Genomic DNA, 20,345 nt, shown 5'->3' with positions numbered 1-20,345 from the left:
TCTCACGTCGGTCTACCCGCCTGCGAGCCGTTCCGCCCGGTCAGCGGCGGCGAGAGCCTCCACCACCGCGTCCAGGTCGCCGTCGAGCACCTGGTCCAGGTTATGCGCTTTGTACCCAACCCGGTGGTCGGAGATGCGTGATTCGGGGAAGTTGTACGTCCGCACGCGCTCGCTGCGGTCGACCGTGCGGATCTGGGTGCGGCGGGCGTCGGACTGCTCCTGCGCCTTCTGCTCCTCGGCCAGCGCGGCGAGCCGCGACTGCAGCACCTGCATGGCGCGGGCCTTGTTCTGCAGCTGGCTGCGCTCGTTCTGGCAGGAGACGACGATGCCGGTCGGCAGGTGCGTGATGCGCACCGCGGAGTCGGTGGTGTTGACCGACTGGCCGCCCTTGCCGCTGGACCGGTAGACGTCGACGCGCAGGTCCTTCTCGTCGATCTCGACCTCGGCGGTCTCCTCGGTCTCCGGGAAGACCAGCACGCCGGCGGCGGAGGTGTGGATGCGGCCCTGCGACTCGGTGACGGGCACGCGCTGCACCCGGTGCACGCCGCCCTCCCACTTCAACCGGCTCCACACGCCGTCGGGCGTGGGGCTCTTGGTCTTGATGGACACCGTGACGTCCTTGAAGCCGCCCAGGTCGGAGTCGGTGCCGTCGAGCATCTCGACCTTCCAGCCCTGGCGCTCGGCGTACCGCGTGTACATGCGCAGCAGGTCACCCGCGAACAGCGCGGACTCCTCGCCGCCCTCACCGGACTTGATCTCCAGCAGCACGTCGTCGGAGTCGTGCGGGTCGCGCGGCAGCAGCAGCTCGCTGAGCTTCTCCTCCAGCTTCGGCAGCTGGTCCTGCAGCTGGTCCACCTCGTCCTGGAACGTCCTGTCCTCGGCGGCGAGCTCCTTCGCCGCCTCCAGGTCGTCGCGCAGCTGCTCGATCTCCCGCGCCGTCCGCACGATCGGGCCGAGCTGCGCGTAGCGCTTGCCGAGCTTGCGCGCCCCCGCCTGGTCGGCGTGCACGCCGGGATCGGCGAGCTTCTTCTCGAGCTCGTCGTACTCGGCGAGCAGGCTGGGAAGCGACTGCGACACGGTCTTCGGCTCCTCTGAGATGGGCTGTGCGGACGACAACGGCGCCTGACCCCGGCAGTTCTGCCGGGATCAGGCGCCGTGGAAGCAGCTACTTGTTGCGCTTGCCGTACCGCGCCTCGAAGCGCGCGACGCGACCGCCGGTGTCCAGGATGCGCTGCTTGCCCGTGTAGAACGGGTGGCAGTTGGAGCACATCTCGACGCGGACCTCGGCCGCCGAGGTGGTGCTGCGGGTGGTGAAGCTGTTGCCACAGCTGCACGTCACCTCGGTGGTGGTGTACTCCGGGTGAATTCCAGTCTTCAAGATCTTGTCCCTTTCAAGGATGGCCGCCGGGTCCCAGTTGGTGAACGGGTGAACCGGAGCCGGACTCGACCGTTTAGTTTGCCAGACCGTTCAACACGTGCAAAAACGCGGTTGTTCCCCGGACGTCCCGACGCCCGTCGCCGTGCGGTAGGTCACAGCCGTTCACCGTCCCCTGTAGGCCGTTCAGCGCAAGGTGCGGCCGTCGGCCGGATACCGCCCCAAGAAATTGGTTCGGGTCCATCAGACTGTTCGCCGTGTTCTGCGCCGCCGAACGCCCGATGAACCTCGCGTTGTGGCTCTCGGTCCCGTTCCTGTTCACCGCCGCCGTGTTCGGCCTGATGGGGTCGGCCGGGCTGGTCACGGCTTCCTGGAGCACCGTGGGGCTGTCCCCGGTGGTGTCCGGGGCCGGGATCGCGGTGGCCATCGGCGTCTCGGGCGAGGTCCGGTGGACGCGGCCCTGGCAGCGGGTCTGGCTGCGGTGGCCGTACCTGGTGGCACTGCTGACTTCCGGGGTGATCGTCGGGGCGGTGGAGGTGCCCGCGCTCGTGACGACCGTCGTGGGGCTCCCGGTGCTGCTGGGGCTGGTGTTCCTGTGCCTTGTGGAGTCCGACGAGAACTGGTCCGCGTCCGACTCCCGCTGACCGCCGCCCGGCATTCGAGTGAACGGCACGAAAAAGCCCCCGCCGACCTGCGGCGGGGGCAATTTCACGTGAAACGCGCTCAGTCCTGCTCTGCGCCCGGCGTGGTCTTCGCGACCTGCATCAGGAACTCGATGTTGGTGCGGGACTTGCGCAGGCGGTCGAGCAGCAGGTCGATGGCCTGCTGACCGTCGAGGGCGTGCAGGACGCGGCGCAGCTTGTGCGTCACGGCCATCTCGTCCGGCGACAGCAGCAACTCTTCCTTGCGCGTGCCCGACGAGTCGACGTCCACGGCCGGGAAGGTCCGCTTGTCGGCGATCTTGCGGTCGAGCTTGAGCTCGGCGTTGCCGGTGCCCTTGAACTCCTCGAAGATCACCGAGTCACCCGCGGAGCCAGTCTCGACCAGCGCCGTCGCGATGACGGTCAGCGAACCGCCGCCCTCGATGTTGCGCGCGGCACCCAGGAAGCGCTTCGGCGGGTACAGCGCCGTCGAGTCGACACCACCGGACAGGATGCGGCCCGACGCCGGTGCCGCCAGGTTGTACGCACGACCCAGACGCGTGATCGAGTCGAGCAGCACGACCACGTCGTGACCCATCTCGACCAGGCGCTTCGCCCGCTCGATGGCGAGCTCGGAGATGGTCGTGTGGTCCGACGGCGGCCGGTCGAAGGTCGAGGCGATGACCTCGCCCTTCACCGAGCGCTGCATGTCGGTGACCTCTTCCGGGCGCTCGTCCACGAGCACGACCATCAGGTGGCACTCGGGGTTGTTCTTCGTGATCGCGTTGGCGATCGACTGCAGCACCGAGGTCTTGCCCGCCTTCGGCGGCGACACGATCAGGGCGCGCTGGCCCTTGCCGATCGGCATCACCAGGTCGATGACGCGGGTGGTGAGGATGTGCGGCTCGGTCTCCAGGCGCAGGCGCTCGTTCGGGTAGAGCGGCGTCAGCTTCGTGAAGTCCGGGCGGTTGCGCGCCTCGTCCGGGTCCAGGCCGTTGATCTTGTCGACGCGGACCAGCGGGTTGAACTTCTGGCGCTGCTGCTCGCCCTCGCGCGGCTGGCGGACGGCGCCCGTGATGGCGTCACCGCGGCGCAGGCCGTACTTGCGGACCAGCGACAGCGACACGTAGACGTCGTTCGAGCCGGCCAGGTAGCCCGACGTGCGGACGAACGCGTAGTTCTCCAGCACGTCGAGGATGCCCGCCACCGGGAGCAGGACGTCGTCGTCGCGCACCTCGGTCTCGCGGTCGGGACGCTCGCCGCCCTCACCGCGGCCACCACGGCGGCGGCGGTCGCGGAAGCGGCCACGACGGCCGTCACCGTCGTCGTCCTGCTGGTTACCGCCCTGGCGGTCGCCGCGGTCGCGGTTGCGGTCACGGCCGCCCCGCTCCCCGCGGTCGGAACGCTCGCCGCGGTCACCGCGGTCGGAACGCTCACCCCGGTCGGACCGCTCGGAGCGCTCGCCCCGGTCGGACCGCTCGGAACGCTCCGGACGGTCGGAACGCTCGGCGCGGTCGGACCGCTCGGAGCGTTCCTGCCGCTCGGAGCGTTCCTGCCGCTCGGAACGCTGCTCGGGCTGCTGGCCCTCGCCCGCCTCCGCGTTGCCGCCACCACGGCCGGAACGACGGCGCCGGTTGCCCCGGCGGCCGCCCTCCTCACCGGAGGTGCCGGTCTCGGCGGGGGCAGCGGCGGCGGGCTTCTCGGCCACGTCGAGCTGCTGCTGAACAGGCTTCTCGGCGGGCTGCTCGACCGTCTTGGCGACCGCGGGCTGCTCGGCGGGGGCCTCGGCCTTCGCGGCGGCCTTGGGGGCCTTCGCGGGCTTCTCCGCTTTCGCGGGGGCGCCGGAGCCCTGCTTCTCCTTGATGGCCGCGATGAGGTCGCCCTTGCGCAGACCTGCGGTTCCGGTGATGCCCAGTTGGCCGGCGAGCTCGCGGAGCTCAGCGAGGACCATGCCGGACAGACCCGCGCGCCTGCGCGGCGTCGTGCCGTTCGAAGGGGTGGACAGAGCGGTCTCCTCGGCTCCAGAACCTGACGCAGCTGCGACTTCGCTGCTCAGCAAATCGGTGTTGCTCACACATGTCCTTCCTGACCAGGCCCCGCCTCCTACGCGGCCCAGCGGACCCGCCTTCCCACGTCAACTGGGGAACGACGGTCAGTCCGATGAAGACGGAAGCACACACCGCTTCCGGCAAGCACGGGACTTTTCTCAGGTCACACGGCGATCGGGTGCCTCTTTTGCGTCCGCCCCGCCCGCACGGCACAGAGCCGGAACACAAAAGGATTGCGACCCGGAACGAGTGTCCGGGCGCGACACCGGCGCCCGTGCGCGCGGTGACTGATCGCCCCCGAGGGTAGACGTCGCTTGTCCACCATGCAACAACCGGGGTCGGGCGTGTCAGTCCAATGGACGAACGCGCACGCCGGACCGGTCGACGTCGAGTCTCCGCACGTCGAAGCCGTGCACGTCGACCTCGGGCGGGAGGCCCCCGAACGCGATCACGGTGGGTCCCGCTCCGGACACGCAGGCGGGAACTCCGAGCTTGCGGAGATCGTTGATCACTCGGACGGTGTCGGGCCACGCGGGCTCGCGGTAGTTCTGGTGGAGGCGATCCTCAGTAGCCGCAAGGAGAACGGAAGGATCGGACGTCAGCGCGTGCACGGCGAGGGCGGCCCGGCCGGCGGCGTGCGCCGCGTCGGCGTGCGGCACCTCGGCCGGAAGCAGGCCGCGCGTCGTCTTGGTGGACGACTCCTGCGCGGGGATCAGCACGACCGGACGCACGCGTGCGTCCGCGTCCATCCGGACACTGCGATAACGCTCACCTTCCGACCACGCGACGACGACACCCCCGAACAGGGAGGCGGCGACGTTGTCCGCGTGACCTTCGAACTCGGCCGCGATCTGCAACGCGTCCGCGTCCAGCTCGCGACCCGTCAGGGTGAATCCCGCTGCGACACCCGCCACGATCGCGGCGGCCGACGAGCCCAGTCCCCGTGCGTGCGGAATGGTGTTGCGGCAGCGCAGCGCGAGGCCGCCGGTGTACCCGGCGGCCCGCACGGCCCGCACGACGAGGTGGCTCTCGTCGAGCGGGACCTCACCCGAACCGGCGCCGTCGACGACGACCGAGAGGCCGTCCGCGGTGGCGACCTCCACGTCGTCGTACATGCCGAGCGCCATGCCCAGCGCGTCGAACCCCGAACCGAGGTTCGCGGTCGACGCGGGGACGGAGACGAGGAACCTCACGCCAGCTCCAGCGCGTGCGCGACGGCACCGGGGTCGACCGGGACCGGCTCGACCTCGGTCGTGCCGAGCAGCGCCGTGTCCGGGTCCTTCAGGCCGTGGCCGGTGACGGTGCACACGACAGTGGAGCCCTTCGGCAGCCTGCCGTCCTCGGCGGCCATCAGCAGACCGGCGATGGACGCGGCGGACGCGGGCTCGACGAAGATGCCCTCCGACGACGCCAGCAGCCGGTAGGCGGCCAGGATCTGCTCGTCGGTCACGGCGTCGATGAGACCGCCGGACTCGTCGCGCGCGTTGACCGCGCCCGTCCACGACGCCGGCGAGCCGATGCGGATCGCGGTGGCGATGGTCTCCGGGTTCGGCACCGGCTGCCCGCTGACCAGCGGCGCGGCCCCCGCGGCCTGGAAGCCGAACATCCGGGGCAGGCCCTGGTCGTAGGACGTGTAGCCCTTCCAGTACGCGGTGATGTTGCCCGCGTTGCCGACCGGCAGGCAGTGCACGTCCGGCGCGCGGCCGAGCACGTCGCAGACCTCCCACGCGGCGGTCTGCTGGCCGACGAGCCGCACCGGGTTGACCGAGTTCACGAGCGTGACCGGGTACTCGGCGGCGGTCTTGGAGGCGAGCTCCAGGCAGTCGTCGAAGTTGCCGTCGATCTGCAGGATCTTCGCGCCGTGCATGACGGCCTGCGCGAGCTTGCCCATCGCGATCTTGCCGCTGGGCACCAGCACGGCCGCCGTCAGGCCCGCCTTGGCCGCGTAGGCCGCGGCGGAGGCCGACGTGTTGCCGGTGGAGGCGCAGATCACGGCCTTGAGGCCGGAGGCGAGCGCGTACGTCATGGCCACGGTCATGCCGCGGTCCTTGAACGAGCCGGTCGGGTTCGCGCCCTCGACCTTCACGTGCACGTCGCACCCGGTCGCCTCGGACAGGCGCTTGGCGTGCACCAGCGGCGTGCCGCCCTCGTGCAGCGTCACGACCTCCGCGCCCGCCGGGATCTCGATGCGGTCCCGGTAAGCGTTGATGAGCCCGGGCCAGCCGGCTCTCGCAGCGGCGTTCATTCCTCGCCCTCCACCCTCATCACGCTCACGACCTCCCGCACCACGGGCAGGCCGCCGATCTTGTCCACAGTGGACCGCAGTGCGGCGTCGGTCGCCGCGTGCGTCACGATCACCAGGCTCGCGTCCTCGGTGCGGCCTTCCTGGCGCACCGCGGCGATGCTGACGTCGTGTTCGGCGAACACGGCTGCGACCTGCGACAGGACACCCGCCTTGTCCGCCACGTCGAGGCTGATGTGGTACCTCGTGGGCGTGTTCCCCATGGGCTGCACGGGAAGCGCCGCGTAGGCCGACTCGCGCGGACCGCGTCCGCTCGCGACCTTGTTGCGCGCCACGGCGACCAGGTCGCCGAGCACAGCGCTCGCCGTCGGGGCGCCACCGGCGCCCTGCCCGTAGAACATCATCTCCCCCGCCGCGTCTGCCTCGACGAACACCGCGTTGAACGCACCGTTGACGCTCGCCAGCGGGTGCGTCCTGGGGATCATGGCCGGGTGGACTCGAACGGCGACTGACTCTTGGCCGGACGGGCTCGTGACGCGCTCGCAGATCGCGAGCAGCTTCACCGTGCGCCCGAGGCCCTTGGCCGCGGCGACGTCGGCGGCGGACACCGCGCGGATGCCCTCGCGGTGCACGTCCGAGGCCGTCACGCGGGTGTGGAACGCCAGCGACGCGAGGATCGCGGCCTTCGACGCCGCGTCGAACCCGTCGACGTCGGCGGTCGGGTCGGCCTCCGCGTACCCGAGGCGCGACGCCTCCTCCAGCGTCTCGGCGTAGCCGGCGCCGGTGGCGTCCATCGCGGACAGCACGAAGTTCGTCGTGCCGTTCACGATGCCCATGACGCGCGTGATGCGGTCGCCCGCGAGGGACTCCCGCAGCGGGCGCAGCAACGGGATCGCGCCGGCGACGGCGGCCTCGAAGTAGAGGTCCGCGCCGGACGCGTCGGCCGCCTCGAACAGGTCGGAACCGTGCTCGGCGAGCAGCGCCTTGTTGGCCGTCACGACGGACTTGCCGTTGCGCAGGGCCTCCAGCAGCAGGCCGCGCGTCGGGTCGATGCCGCCGATGACCTCGACGACGACGTCCACGTCGTCCGACTTCACCAGTGCCGAGGCGTCCGTGGTCAGCAGGTGCTCCGGCACCTCGCGGTGCTTGTTCGGCCTGCGCACGGCGATGCCCGCGAGCTCAACCGGCGCGCCGATGCGCTGGGTGAGGTCCTCGGCCTGGTCCGTCAGCAGCCGGACTACCTCCGTTCCCACCGTGCCGCACCCGAGCAGGGCGACACGGATGGGCTTCCCGGGGCCCGTCTCTTTGACTGACACTGCCTATACCTCCAGACGGAACAGGTCGTCCTCGGTCTCGCGGCGCAGCAGGAGCCGCGCCTCACCGTCGGTCACCGCGGCGAGCGCGGGCCTCGGAAGTCGGTTGTACCCGCTCGCCATCGAGTAGCAGTAGGCCCCGGTCGCAGCGACCGCCACCAGGTCGCCCGGCGCGAGGTCGTCGGGCAGCCAGCAGTCGCGCACCACGATGTCGCCGGACTCGCAGTGCTTGCCGACCACGCGGCACAGCACAGCCCGCGACTCGGGCTCCGCGGCCCGTGAGACGAGCTTGCAGTCGTAGACCGCGTCGTAGAGCGCCGTGCGGATGTTGTCGCTCATGCCGCCGTCGACGCTGACGTACCGGCGCCGCGCGCCGCCGTCGAGCTCGATGTCCTTGATGGTGCCGACCTCGTACACGGTGACCGTGCCGGGGCCGACGATCGCGCGGCCGGGCTCGACCGCGATGCGGGGCATGCCCAGCCCGTTGTGCTCGCACTCCTTCTGCACGATGTTGTGCAGCTGCCGCGCCAGCTCGGCGGGCGGGGGCGGGTCGTCGTCCGGCGTGTACGCGATGCCGAGACCGCCGCCGAGGTCGACGGTGGTGAGCGAGTCGATGCCGCCGTGCTCGGAGCGGATGTCCGCGAGCAGGCCGATGACCCTGCGGGCCGCGACCTCGAAGCCGGAGGCGTCGAAGATCTGCGAGCCGATGTGGCTGTGCAGACCGGCCAGTTCGAGGCCGCTCGCCTTGAGCACGCGGCGCACGGCCTCGGCCGCGTCACCGGAGGACAGCGAGAAGCCGAACTTCTGGTCCTCGTGCGCGGTCGCGATGAACTCGTGCGTGTGCGCCTCGACGCCGACCGTGACGCGGATCAGGACCGGCTGCACGACACCGCGGTCGCGCGCGATCTGGTCGAGGCGCGCGATCTCCAGGAACGAGTCGACGACGATCCCGCCGACGCCCGCCTCGACGGCGGCGGTCAGCTCGGCCACGCTCTTGTTGTTGCCGTGCAACGCGATCCGCTCGGCGGGGAAGTCGGCGCGCAGCGCGACGGCCAGCTCGCCGCCGCTGCAGACGTCGATCGAGAGGCCCTCTTCGGCCACCCACTTCGCGATCTGCACGCTCAGGAACGCCTTCGACGCGTAGTGCACGAGCGCCGGGTCGCCGAACGCCTCCGCGTGCTCGCGGCAACGTGCGCGGAAGTCCTGCTCGTCCATGACGAACAACGGGGTGCCGTACTGCTCGGCGAGCGCGCGAACGTCCACACCGGCCAGTTCGACGGCACCGGACTCGGCGCGCCGGGCGTTGCGGGGCCACACGTGCGGGTCGAGGTGGTCGAGCTGGTCGGCGGTGGAGGGGCGGTCACCGGCGGTGTTGCCGGGGACCACGACGTCGGCGTGCCGGGGTCCGGCCGGGTGCGCGCGCATCACATGCGCTCCGGGGCGCTCACGCCGAGCAGGCCGAGACCTGCGGCGAAGACACGCCTCGTGGCGTTCACGAGCTGAAGCCTGACCTGGTGCAACGGAGTCGTCTCCTCATCGCCGCGCGGGAGGACGCGGCAGTCCTGCTGGAAGCGGTGGTACGTGCCCGCGAGCTCCTCGAGGAAGCGGGCGACGCGGTGAGGTTCACGCAGCTCGGCGGCGGTGGCCACCACTCGCGGGAACTCGCCGATGGTGCGGATGAGGTCGCCCTCGCGCTCGTGGGTGAGCAGCGCGAAGTCCTCACCGGGGGTGATGCCGAGGTCTGCGGCGTTGCGCTGGATCGACGCAGTGCGCGCGTGCGCGTACTGGACGTAGTAGACCGGGTTCTCGTTGTTGTGCTTGCGCAGCAGGTCGAGGTCGATGTCCAGGGACGAGTCGACCGACGACCGGGCCATCGCGTAGCGCGCCGCGTCCACGCCGACGGCGTCGACCAGGTCCTCCATCGTGATGACGGTGCCCGCGCGCTTGCTCATGCGCACCGGCTGGCCCTCGCTCACGAGGTTGACGAGCTGGCCGATGAGCACCTCGACGCACGCCGGGTCGTCGCCCAGGGCGGCGGCAGCGGCCTTCAGCCGCGCCACGTAGCCGTGGTGGTCGGCCCCGAGCATGTAGATGCACAGGTCGAAGCCGCGGCCGCGCTTGTCGACGAGGTAGGCGATGTCGCCCGCGATGTAGGCCGGGTCACCGTCGCTCTTGATGACGACGCGGTCCTTGTCGTCGCCGAAGTCGGTGGACCGCAGCCACCAGGCGCCGTCCTTCTCGTACAGCGAGCCGTTGGCCTTGAGCTTCGCGACGGCCTCGTCCACCCGGCCGCCGGTGTGCAGCGAGTCCTCGTGGAAGTAGACGTCGAAGTCGGTGCCGAAGTCGTGCAGGGTGCGCTTGATCTCGTCGAACATCAGCCCGACGCCGACCCTGCGGACGGTCTCGGGGTCGGAGAGCGCGCCCGGTTCGCGGCGCAGCACCTCCGCCGCGATGTCGCTCACGTAGGTGCCCGAGTAGCCGTCCTCGGGGGCGGGCTCGCCCTTCGCGGCGGCGATCAGCGACCGGACGAACCTGTCGATCTGAGCGCCGGCGTCGTTGAAGTAGTACTCGCGGGTGACCTCGGCGCCGCGGGCCGCCAGGACCCGGCCGAGCGCGTCGCCCACGGCCGCCCAGCGCGCGCCGCCCAGGTGGATGGGGCCGGTCGGGTTCGCCGAGACGAACTCCAGGTTGATCCTCTGCCCGGCCAGCTCGGTGCCGGTGCCGTAGCCGTCGGCGAGCGCCGCGCGGACGATCGCTCCCCGCGCCTCGGTGGCGATCGTGAGGTTGAGGAAGCCCGGCCCCGCCACCTCGGCCTTCGCGATGGCGTCCTGGGCCTGCAGGGCCTCGGCGAGCCAGGTGGCGAACTCGCGGGGCTGCGCGCCGGCCTTCTTCGCGAGCTGCAGGGCCACGTTCGTGGCGTAGTCGCCGTGCCCGGGGTTTCTCGGGCGCTCCACCGTCACCCGCTCGGGGGTGAGCGAGGTGTCCAGACGCCGGTCGGCCAGCAGCCGGGCAACCGTGGTCCGAACCAGGTCGGCGAGCGCTTCAGGGGTCACGACCACTGAGTCTAGAGAAGCGTTGTCGCAGGTCTCGACCGGGTTACCGGGTCTCGGAGGGTGAGACGGCAAGTGTTAACGCGCACGTGGTATCGCCCTGTGCTGACAGCGACCAGACATGGTGTCCCTACACTGACGCCGGTTGACCCGGGACGACATCTGAGGCGGACATGGTAAGCGGCAAGAAGACTAAGGCGACGCGCAACAGCGTGGCCGCGGCCCGTTCCTCGGTGGTGGGCAGCAAGCCCAAGCCGTGGGGCACGATCATCGCGGTGATCGCCGTGCTGGGCCTCGCGGGCGGTGTTTTCGGATACGCGTTCACGCAGATCCAGGAGAACAACGCCAAGGAGGCCGCGCTGGCCAAGTGGAAGCCCTCCGACGAGAACAAGGACCCGTCGCTGGCGCTCGCGGGCATCGTCACCAAGACCTACGAGGGTTCCCGCCACGTCGAGCCGAACCAGCGCGTCGCCTACGACCAGACGCCCGCGTTCGGCGGCCCGCACGACGCCCAGTGGGCCGACTGCACGGGTGTCGTCTACGACCAGGCCGTCCGCACGGAGAACATGGTCCACGGCCTGGAGCACGGCGCCGTCTGGATCGCGTACAACCCCGACCAGGTCAAGGACGACGCCCTGGCCAAGCTCAAGAGCAGGGTCGAGGGCATCCCGTACATGATGCTGTCGCCGTTCCCCGGTCTCGACAAGCCGGTCTCGCTGCAGTCCTGGGGCCACCAGCTGAAGCTGGACAACGCCGACGACGAGCGCATCGACCAGTTCATCTCGTCGCTGCTGCGCAACCCGAACACCTACCCCGAGGTCGGCGCGACGTGTGAGAACACGGCGTTCCTGTCGAACCCGGCCCCGTTCGTGGCCGAGGCGCCGGGCCCCGACGCCGTCCCGATGGACGGTGGCAAGCAGGAGTCCGTGACCGAGGAGCAGGCGCCGCAACAGCCGGACATGAGCACGCCGCCCGCGTCCGAGTCGGTCTCGACGCCCCCGTCGAGCTGATGGCCTCTCCCACCGGCGAGACGACCGGGCGGCCCTCCGGAGCCGCCCGCGTCCTCGTCATCGGCGCCGCCGTGCTGGCCGTCCTGCTCCTCGGCGCCGCGGTGGGCCTGCTCGTAAAGCTCCCCGGCTCCACCTCGATGTCCGCGGTACCGCCCTCCGGTTCCGTGGACGTCGGGTTCTGCCAGGACATGTCCCAGCACCACCTGCAGGGCGTCCAGATGGCCAACATCGCGCGGGACCGCTCCACCGATCCGGAGGTCCGCCAGCTCGCGTTCGACATCGCCTCCACCCAGCTGGAGCAGATCGGCCGCATGAAGGGCTGGCTGATGATGTGGAACGAGCACGAGCAGAACCTCTCCGGCGTCTACATGTCGTGGATGAACGATTCGGGCGTGCACGGGCACGGCGCCACGACCCCGGAGGCAGGCAAGCCCCTGATGCCCGGCATGGCGGTCACCGACGAGCTCACCAAGCTCCGCACGATGCCGCCCGGCCGCGACCTCGACGTGTACTTCCTGCAGCTCATGCTGCGCCACCACGTGGGCGGGGCCCCGATGGCCGAGTACGCCTCGACGCGGGCGAGCCAGCCGTTCATCCGGACGCTCGCCGAGAACATGCTGAAGTCCCAGAGCTCGGAGACCGAGCTGATGAAGGACTACCTGGCGAAGCGCGGAGCCGCCCCGCTGCCGTAGCCGGTGCCGTCCTGGCGCGAGGGCCGTTCCCAGCGGGGGCGGCCCTTTCGGCCACCCGTGCCCGTGAGCGGTGGACAACCGCCTACCCCTGAGTAACGTGGGTCACACCCCTACTCGGAGGTAACCATGTCCGTCGACGAGCGCGCGGCCCGGCAGGTCGCCGAACAAGCACGGGAGACCCGCTGGCAACGGCCGAGCTTCGGCAAGGAGCTCTTCCTCGGCCACTTCCGCCTGGACCTCGTCCACCCGCACCCCACCGGCAGCGCCGAGGACCGCGACCGGGGCGAGGCGTTCCTCGCGAAGCTGCGCGAGTTCGCCGAGACCAGGATCGACAACGCCGTCATCGAACGCGACGCGCGCATCCCCGACGACGTCCTCACGGGACTGAAGGACCTCGGCGCGTTCGGCATGAAGATCAAGCCCGAGTACGGCGGCATCGGCCTCACCCAGGTCTACTACAACAAGGCGCTGATGCTCCTCGGCAGCGCGAGCCCGGCGGTCGGCGCCATGCTCTCCGCGCACCAGTCCATCGGCGTGCCGCAGCCGGTCGCGATGTTCGGCAGCGACGAGCAGAAGCGGGAGTTCCTCCCCCGCTGCGCCGCGGGCGAGATCACCGCGTTCCTGCTGACCGAGCCGGACGTGGGCTCCGACCCGGCGCGGCTCGGCACCACCGCCACCCCCGACGGCGACGACTACGTCCTCGACGGCGTGAAGCTGTGGACCACCAACGGCGTCGTGGCGGACCTGCTCGTCGTGATGGCCCAGGTGCCCGGCCGCGGCATCACGGCGTTCGTCGTGGAGGCGGACGCGGAGGGCATCACGGTCGAGAACCGCAACGCGTTCATGGGCCTGCGCGGCCTGGAGAACGGCGTCACGCGGTTCCACCGGGTCAGGGTCCCGAAGAAGAACGTGATCGGCAAGGAGGGCGCCGGTCTCAAGATCGCGCTGGCCACCCTGAACACCGGCAGGCTGAGCCTGCCCGCCCTCTGCGCGGGCAGCGCCAAGTGGTGCCTCAAGATCGCCCGCGAGTGGAGCGGCGAACGCGTCCAGTGGGGGCTGCCGGTGGGCAGGCACGAGGCCGTCGCGGGCAAGGTCGCCTTCATCGCGGCGACCGCCTACGCGCTGGAGGCCGTGCTGGACCTGAGCTCGGAGCTGGCCGACGCGGGCAGCCACGACATCCGCATCGAGGCCGCGCTCGCGAAGCTCTGGGCGAGCGAGAAAGCCTGGCTGGTGGCCGACGAGCTGGTGCAGATCCGCGGCGGGCGCGGCTACGAGACCGCCGAGAGCCAGGCGGCGCGCGGCGAACGCGGCATCGCGGCCGAGCAGGTGCTGCGCGACCTGCGGATCAACCGCATCTTCGAGGGCTCCACCGAGATCATGCACCTGCTGATCGCGCGCGAGGCCGTCGACGCGCACCTCAGCGTGGCGGGCGACATCATCGACCCCGATGCCGACCGGCAGGCCAAGGTGAAGGCCGCGGCGCGGGCAGGCGGGTTCTACGCGAAGTGGTTCCCCACGCTCGTCGTCGGCAAGGGCCAGAGCCCGGCCGGGTACGCGGAGTTCGGGCCGCTCGCCAAGCACCTGCGGTTCGTCGAGCGGTCCGCGCGCAAGCTCGCGCGGCAGACGTTCTACGCGATGTCGCGGTGGCAGGGGAAGATGGAGCGCAAGCAGCGGTTCCTCAGCCGGATCGTCGACATCGGCGCCGAGCTGTTCGCGATCAGCGCCACGTGCGTCCGGGCGGCCCAGGACGACAACCCCGGCTCCCGGCTGCTGGCCGGCGCGTTCGCCGAGCAGGCGCGGGTGCGGGTCGACGAGCTCTTCGAGAAGCTGTGGACGAACACCGACGACAGCGACCTGGCGCTGGCCGGGCAGGTCCTCGCCGGACGCTTCACGTGGCTGGAGGAGGGCGTCGTCGACACGTCCATCCCCGGGAGGTGGATCGCGGACTCGGCTCACCGCGCGTCGACGGCGGAGAACGTCCACCGCCGGACACCGCGTTAGCGGCGTGCGTGGCCCCCGTTGCTGCACTGGGCAGGCTGATGGTGGTGCGGGCGCGGCACCTGCCCAGTGCATCGGCCGGTAGGGGGCTACGTCCCCCGCATCCCCCTACCGACTCCCTGCAACGGAAGGACACACCCTCCAGGAGGAGGTGTCGTAACGCTAAGCCACAAAACACCGTTAACTGTTACGACATACGAGTGAACTACCAGGTAGGGGTCATCTGACTACTCTCAGAGAGTAACTTAGAGCACTGTGTCGCAGGCCACTCCGAGGCCCGGAAGTGGCCGACCGGCGCGCCAACTGTCCACTGTAGACGTCCTAAGTGGACTCTCGGGCGCGCCTTCCCGGCCGCCGGCCACCCGGCCCGGCAAGTTCGGCCGGCACCGCACCGGCGTACGTCGCGGCCGGCTCGCAGCCGTTCACCTGGCGATTCTCTCGATCTTGGTCTGGTCCACTACGGGCAACTGTGGAAAAGGACAGGTTGGCAGACAATTCGCGGCCCCTCTCTTGACAACGATGTCACGTGTCGAAACGCTCCGAGCACGAAGGGTGAGGCTCGGCGGCGGAAGGGTTGCAATGAGGCAACTGGTGAAGAGACGAACCAGGGCTCTGTTGAGCGTTGCGATCACTGCGACACTGGTGGGCGGCGTCACCAACGGCCACGCGGCCGCCGCACCAGAGGAGCAAGGCGTGGGCTTTTCGACGTCCTTTGAGGACGGACAGGCACTGCCCTCGTGGGCGAACACGGTCGAGACCGACGCCTCGGGCAACCCGAAGACGTCGGGTGTGCTCGGCTCGGACGGGTCGGGGATCCCCGGCAACGTCGCCGACCAGGTCCTGGAGGTCAAGGCCAGCGGCGAGTTCCCCGAGGCGAACGAGGTCAAGGAGAACCTCGTCGACGGCAGCGTCACGACCAAGTGGCTGGTCTTCACCAACCAGGCGTGGGCGTCGTTCCGCTTCGGCGCGGAGCAGACGATCAGGAAGTACGCCTTGACGTCCGCCAACGACGAACCCACGCGCAACCCGCGTGACTGGACGCTGCAAGGGTCCACCAACGGCACCGACTGGACCGTGGTCGACACCCGCACCGGCTTCTCGTTCACCGACGAGCCGTTCCAGACCAGGGTGTTCGACATCGCGAACCCCGGCGCGTACACGCACTACAAGCTCGACATCACGCGCAACAACGGCGCGTCCGGCGTCATCCAGCTCGCCGAGGTCCAGCTCTCCGACGGCAGCGACACCCCGCCGCCGCCCACTATGCGCAGCGTCGTCGGCAACGGCCCCACGGGCGGCTACACGGCCAAGTCCCGCGTGGGCTGGACCGGCGTGCGGGCGTTCCGCTACCAGGGCAGGCACACCGCCGAAGGCCGCGCCTACAGCTACAACAAGGTCTTCGAGGTCGACGTCCCGGTCAAGCGCTCGACCGAGCTGTCGTACATGATCTTCCCGAACTGGGTCGACGACAACTTCGGCTACCCGAGCACGTACGTGTCGGTCGACCTCGCGTTCTCCGACGGCACCTACCTGAGCGACCTCAAGGCCGTCGACCAGCACGGCGCGGTGCTGTCGCCGCAGGGCCAGGGCGCTGGCAAGTTCCTGTACGCGGGCCAGTGGAACAAGGTGGCGTCCACGATCGGCGCCGTCGCGGCCGGCAAGACGATCAAGCGGATCCTCGTCGCCTACGACGGGCCGAAGGGCCCGACGGAGTTCGGCGGCTGGCTCGACGACCTCAAGATCACCGACGCGCCGGTGAAGAAGCAGTACGCCAAGCCCTCGGACTACGTGCTGACCACCCGCGGCACGAACTCGAACGGCTCGTTCTCGCGCGGCAACAACTTCCCGGCCACCGCGGTGCCGCACGGCTTCAACTTCTGGAGCCCGATGACGAACGCGGGCACGAACCGGTGGCTGTACGCCTACCAGCAGTACAACAACGACCAGAACCTGCCGTCGTTGCAGGCGTTCACGGCCTCCCACGAGCCGAGCCCGTGGATGACCGACCGGCAGACGTTCCAGGTGATGCCCTCCGACAAGGCGCCCACCCAGGACCGCGCGCTGCGCGGGCTCACGTTCCGCCACGACAACGAGGTCGCGAAGGCGCACTACTACGGCGTGACGTTCGAGAACGGCATGAAGACCGAGATCGCGCCGACGGACCACGCGGCGATGTTCCGGTTCACGTTCAACGACGAGGGCCAGAAGAACGTCGTCTTCGACAACATCGAGAACGACGGCGGCCTCACGCTCGACCCGGCGAACGGTGTCGTCACCGGCTACTCCGACTTCAACCTCATGGCGGGCGCGACCCGCATGTTCGTCTACGGCAAGGTCGACAAGCCCGTCACGGCGAGCGGCAAGCTCACCGGCGCCGGGCGGGACAACGTCGGCGGCTACTTCTCGTTCGCGGACAAGACGGTGCAGCTGCGCATCGCCACCTCGCTGATCTCCGTCGACCAGGCGAAGTCGAACCTGGAGCAGGAGATCAGGGACTCGGACACGTTCGAGGCCGTGCGCGACCGCGCGCAGGCGGCGTGGGACGACGTCCTCGGCATCGTCACCGTCGAGGGTGCGACCGAGGACCAGCTGATCACGCTGTACTCCAACATGTACCGGCTCTACCTCTACCCGAACTCGGGCTTCGAGAAGGTCGGCGACAAGTACCAGTACGCGTCCCCGGTGTCGCCCGCGACCGGTCAGAACACGCCGACGCGGACCGGTGCGAAGATCGTGGACGGCAAGATCTACGTCAACAACGGGTTCTGGGACACCTACCGCACGACCTGGCCCGCCTACAGCTTCTTCACCCCGTCCAAGGCGGGTGAGCTGGCCGACGGCTTCGTCGAGCAGTACCGCGACGGCGGCTGGGTCTCGCGCTGGTCCTCCCCCGGCTACGCGGACCTGATGACCGGCACGAGCTCCGACGTCGCGTTCGCCGACGCCTACCTCAAGGGCGTCACGAACTTCGACATCAAGAGCGCCTACGACGCCGCGGTCAAGAACGCCTCCGTGCTGCCGCCGAACAGGGCGGTCGGCCGCAAGGGCATGGACCGGTCGATCTTCCTCGGCTGGACCGGCAGCGACCAGCTCGACGAGGCGTGGTCGTGGGCCATCGAGGGCTACCTCAACGACTTCGGCATCGCGTCGATGGCGAAGGCGCTGCACGAGAGGACGGGCGAGAAGCGGTACGCCGAGGAGTACGAGTACTTCCTCAACCGCGCCCAGAACTACGTGCTGACCTTCGACGAGCGGATCGGCTTCTTCCAGGGCCGCAAGGTCGACGGCTCGTGGCGCGTCCAGGACCCGGCGAAGTACGAGCCGCGCGACTGGCGCCACGACTACACCGAGACGAACGGCTGGAACATGGCGTTCACGGTGCCGCACGACGGGCAGGGTCTCGCGAACCTGTACGGCGGGCGGGACAAGCTGGCGCAGAAGCTCGACACGTTCTTCTCGACGCCGGAGACCGCGAAGTTCCCCGGCGGCTACGGCGGCGTGATCCACGAGATGGTCGAGGCGCGGGACGTGCGGATGGGCCAGTACGGCCACTCCAACCAGCCGTCGCACCACATCCCCTACATGTACAACTACGCGGGCCAGCCCGCGAAGACGGCGGAGAAGGTGCGCGAGGTCCTGTCCCGGCTCTACGTCGGCTCGCAGGAGGGCCAGGGCTACGCGGGCGACGAGGACAACGGCGAGATGTCGGCGTGGTACCTGTTCTCGGCGCTCGGCTTCTACCCGCTGCAGATGGGCAAGCCCGCCTACGCGATCGGCTCGCCGCTGTTCACCAAGGCGACCGTCAAGCTGGAGAACGGCAAGAAGCTCGTCATCAACGCGCCCAAGAACAGCACGAAGAACATCTACGTGCAGGGCGTGAAGGTCAACGGCAAGCCGTGGAACAAGACGTCGCTGCCGCACGACGTGCTCGCCGCCGGCGGCACGATCGACTTCGACATGGGCCCGAAGCCGTCGAAGTGGGGCACGGGCAAGGACGACGTGCCGGAGTCGATCACCAAGGGTGACGCCGTTCCGACGCCGTTGCGCGACGTCGCCACGGGCGTCTCGACGGCGGCGCTGGTGGACAACAACTCCACCACCGCGGCGACGGTCCGCACGTTCGACTTCACGGCGGCCGACGCCAAGGAGAAGGCGGAGTTCTACACGCTGACCAACGCGAAGACCGGCACCTCGCCGTCGTCGTGGGAGCTGAAGGGCTCCTACGACGGCAAGACGTGGGCGACCGTCGACAAGCGTTCCGGCGAGAAGTTCCAGTGGCAGCAGTACACCCGGTCGTTCAAGATCGCCTCGCCGGGCCGCTACAGCTTCTACCGGCTGGAGTTCTCCGAGGACGTCGCGCTGGCGGAGTTCGAGCTGCTGTCGAAGCCGCTGACCGCGCCCACCACCACGGTGACCGGTGCGGTGGACGGCCCGATGCAGGTCAAGGGCGTGACGTACGTGGACGGGGCGACGATCAGCGGTCCGGTGACCGTCGCCCGCGGCGCCACGCTCTACGTCTTCGGCGGTGAGATCCGGGGCCCGGTGACGGCGTCGGACGCGGCCTCGGTCGTGTTCGTCGGCACCCGCGTGAACGGCCCCGTGTCGGTCAACGGTTCCGTCACGGAGGTCGCGCTCGAGAACACGTCGGTCGGCGGCCCGGTGTCGCTGACGTCGAACAAGACGCGGTCGGTGGTGGCCTTCTCGTCGGTCGGCGGACCGTTGTCGTGCACCGGCAACGACCCGGCGCCGGTCGGCAACGGCTTCCCGAACGACGTGAAGGGTCCGAAGGCAGGACAGTGCGCTGGGCTGTAATGCCCAACTGAGGTGGAAAGCCGCGTTCCGTCACGGAACGCGGCTTTTCTCATTCACCTGAAAGGATCTATCCGAATCGGACATACTCCGATGGGATCTTGGCGTTCGTTGTGCGGTGTCGGGGAGGCAGCTGTGGTTCCGTTCGAACGAGGCCGTGTCCGGGTACCGGTCCCCCGGCCCCGCACGGAGACAATTCCGTCACGGACAGGGGCCCCGTCCACGAAGGACGGCCTGCGGGACCTCCCGGCGTCACCAGGAAAGCTCCCGGCACCTCTGCGCTGACGAGCCGCCCTCGACCTGCAACGTGGCGTGCTCGATGTGGTACTTGGTCGCGAGCAGCGACTGAGCGGCCTTGAGCACGCTCTCGTGGTCGGCGTCGGCGGTGGTCGTGAGGTGCGCGGACGCCACCTCCATGCCGCTGGTGAGCGTCCACACGTGCAGGTCGTGGGCCTCGGTGACACCGGGGAGCCGCGCGAGGCTCTTCTGCATCTCCGTGACGTCCAGCCGCTCGGGGGCGTGCTGGAACAGGATGTGCAGGGCGTTCTTCGCGAGGCTGTACGTCCGCGGCAGCACCCAGACGCCGATCAGCACACCCATGATCGGGTCCGCGTACTTCCACCCGGTCGTGATGGTGACGACGGCGGAGACGAGCACGCCCACCGAGCCGACGAGGTCGGCCAGCACCTCCAGGTAGGCGCCGCGGACGTTGATGCTCTCCTTGGCGCCGTCGCGCAGCACGGCGAAGCTGACCAGGTTGGCCCCGAGCCCGAGCGCCGCCGCGATCAGCACGGGCCACCCCGGCACGCTCGGCGGGTCCTGGAAGCGCCCGACGGCCTCGTAGACCACGTACCCGGCCACGCCGAACAGCAGCACGGCGTTGGCGAGCGCGGCGAGGACCTCCGCCCGGTAGAAGCCGAACGTGCGGTTGCGCCCGGCCTTGGCCCGTCTGGCGACCATGATCGCCGCCAGCGCCATGCCGACGCCGAGCACGTCGGTGAGCATGTGGGCGGCGTCCGAGATCAGCGCGAGCGACGAGGTGGCGAACCCGACGACGAACTCGACCACCATGAAGACGGCGCCGATGCCGAACGCGACCCACAACTTGCCGGCGTGCCGCCCGCTCGCCGACGCCGACCCGTGACCGTGGCCATGACCCATGCCCGG

The 20,345-nt window shown here is 69.8% G+C and carries 14 protein-coding genes; 5 read left to right on the top strand and 9 right to left on the bottom strand.

What is annotated here, in order from left to right; all coding sequences use genetic code 11:
• Positions 1 to 12: 12 nt before the first annotated feature.
• Positions 13 to 1,077 (bottom strand): peptide chain release factor 1, encoded by a 1,065-nt coding sequence (gene prfA / locus BLT23_RS11890; RefSeq protein ID WP_090048439.1) that lies wholly within the window; start codon positions 1,075 to 1,077, stop codon positions 13 to 15.
• An 88-nt stretch (positions 1,078 to 1,165) separates the two neighbouring features.
• The gene (gene rpmE / locus BLT23_RS11885; RefSeq protein ID WP_090048438.1) at positions 1,166 to 1,378 is read right to left on the bottom strand and encodes a 50S ribosomal protein L31; all 213 of its coding nucleotides are present in this window, start codon (positions 1,376 to 1,378) and stop codon (positions 1,166 to 1,168) included.
• Between the two features lie 254 nt (positions 1,379 to 1,632).
• Here rpmE and BLT23_RS11880 point away from each other — a divergent pair, with 254 nt between their 5' ends.
• Positions 1,633 to 2,019, top strand: coding sequence for a hypothetical protein (locus BLT23_RS11880; protein WP_090048436.1), 387 nt, complete (start codon positions 1,633 to 1,635; stop codon positions 2,017 to 2,019).
• Positions 2,020 to 2,098: 79 nt separating this feature from the next.
• Here BLT23_RS11880 and rho read toward each other — a convergent pair whose 3' ends face one another.
• From rho to argS, 6 genes are all read right to left on the bottom strand, one after another.
• A complete protein-coding gene (gene rho, locus BLT23_RS11875) occupies positions 2,099 to 4,090 on the bottom strand; it encodes a transcription termination factor Rho (RefSeq protein WP_090048434.1) in 1,992 nt (663 codons plus the stop codon).
• A 321-nt stretch (positions 4,091 to 4,411) separates the two neighbouring features.
• On the bottom strand, positions 4,412 to 5,257 hold the full coding sequence (gene thrB / locus BLT23_RS11870) for a homoserine kinase (protein WP_090048432.1): 846 nt from the start codon (positions 5,255 to 5,257) through the stop codon (positions 4,412 to 4,414).
• Positions 5,254 to 6,309: a threonine synthase gene (gene thrC / locus BLT23_RS11865; protein ID WP_090048431.1), complete on the bottom strand. Its 1,056-nt coding sequence runs from the start codon at positions 6,307 to 6,309 to the stop codon at positions 5,254 to 5,256. Before thrC ends, thrB begins: the two co-directional genes overlap by 4 nt.
• Positions 6,306 to 7,622, bottom strand: a complete 1,317-nt coding sequence (locus BLT23_RS11860; RefSeq protein ID WP_090048429.1) for a homoserine dehydrogenase — start codon at positions 7,620 to 7,622, stop codon at positions 6,306 to 6,308. Before BLT23_RS11860 ends, thrC begins: the two co-directional genes overlap by 4 nt.
• Positions 7,623 to 7,625: 3 nt before the next feature.
• Positions 7,626 to 9,044 carry a diaminopimelate decarboxylase gene (gene lysA, locus BLT23_RS11855; RefSeq protein ID WP_090048616.1) on the bottom strand — a complete coding sequence of 473 codons (1,419 nt, stop codon included), beginning with the start codon at positions 9,042 to 9,044 and terminating at the stop codon, positions 7,626 to 7,628.
• On the bottom strand, positions 9,044 to 10,672 hold the full coding sequence (gene argS / locus BLT23_RS11850) for an arginine--tRNA ligase (RefSeq protein ID WP_090048614.1): 1,629 nt from the start codon (positions 10,670 to 10,672) through the stop codon (positions 9,044 to 9,046). Before argS ends, lysA begins: the two co-directional genes overlap by 1 nt.
• Before the next feature lie 170 nt (positions 10,673 to 10,842).
• Between argS and BLT23_RS11845 the strand changes: the two genes are divergently transcribed.
• The 4 genes from BLT23_RS11845 to BLT23_RS11830 all read left to right on the top strand — a co-directional run bounded on the left by BLT23_RS11845 (position 10,843) and on the right by BLT23_RS11830 (position 19,181).
• Positions 10,843 to 11,679, top strand: coding sequence for a thioredoxin-like domain-containing protein (locus tag BLT23_RS11845; RefSeq protein WP_090048428.1), 837 nt, complete (start codon positions 10,843 to 10,845; stop codon positions 11,677 to 11,679).
• Positions 11,679 to 12,371 carry a DUF305 domain-containing protein gene (locus BLT23_RS11840; protein ID WP_090048426.1) on the top strand — a complete coding sequence of 231 codons (693 nt, stop codon included), beginning with the start codon at positions 11,679 to 11,681 and terminating at the stop codon, positions 12,369 to 12,371. Before BLT23_RS11845 ends, BLT23_RS11840 begins: the two co-directional genes overlap by 1 nt.
• A gap of 126 nt (positions 12,372 to 12,497) precedes the next feature.
• Entirely contained in the window at positions 12,498 to 14,372 is a 1,875-nt protein-coding gene (locus tag BLT23_RS11835; protein WP_090048425.1) for an acyl-CoA dehydrogenase family protein, read from the top strand.
• Between the two features lie 576 nt (positions 14,373 to 14,948).
• Positions 14,949 to 19,181, top strand: a complete 4,233-nt coding sequence (locus tag BLT23_RS11830) for a GH92 family glycosyl hydrolase (protein ID WP_090048423.1) — start codon at positions 14,949 to 14,951, stop codon at positions 19,179 to 19,181.
• Positions 19,182 to 19,430: 249 nt separating this feature from the next.
• On the opposite strand, the gene BLT23_RS11825 is transcribed toward BLT23_RS11830, so the two are convergent.
• Positions 19,431 to 20,339: a cation diffusion facilitator family transporter gene (locus BLT23_RS11825; protein WP_090048422.1), complete on the bottom strand. Its 909-nt coding sequence runs from the start codon at positions 20,337 to 20,339 to the stop codon at positions 19,431 to 19,433.
• Positions 20,340 to 20,345: the final 6 nt, after the last annotated feature.

This window comes from Lentzea fradiae, assembly GCF_900100955.1.
Classification (GTDB): Bacteria; Actinomycetota; Actinomycetes; order Mycobacteriales; family Pseudonocardiaceae; genus Lentzea; species Lentzea fradiae.
This window is presented reverse-complemented; position numbering and strand designations above follow the sequence as displayed.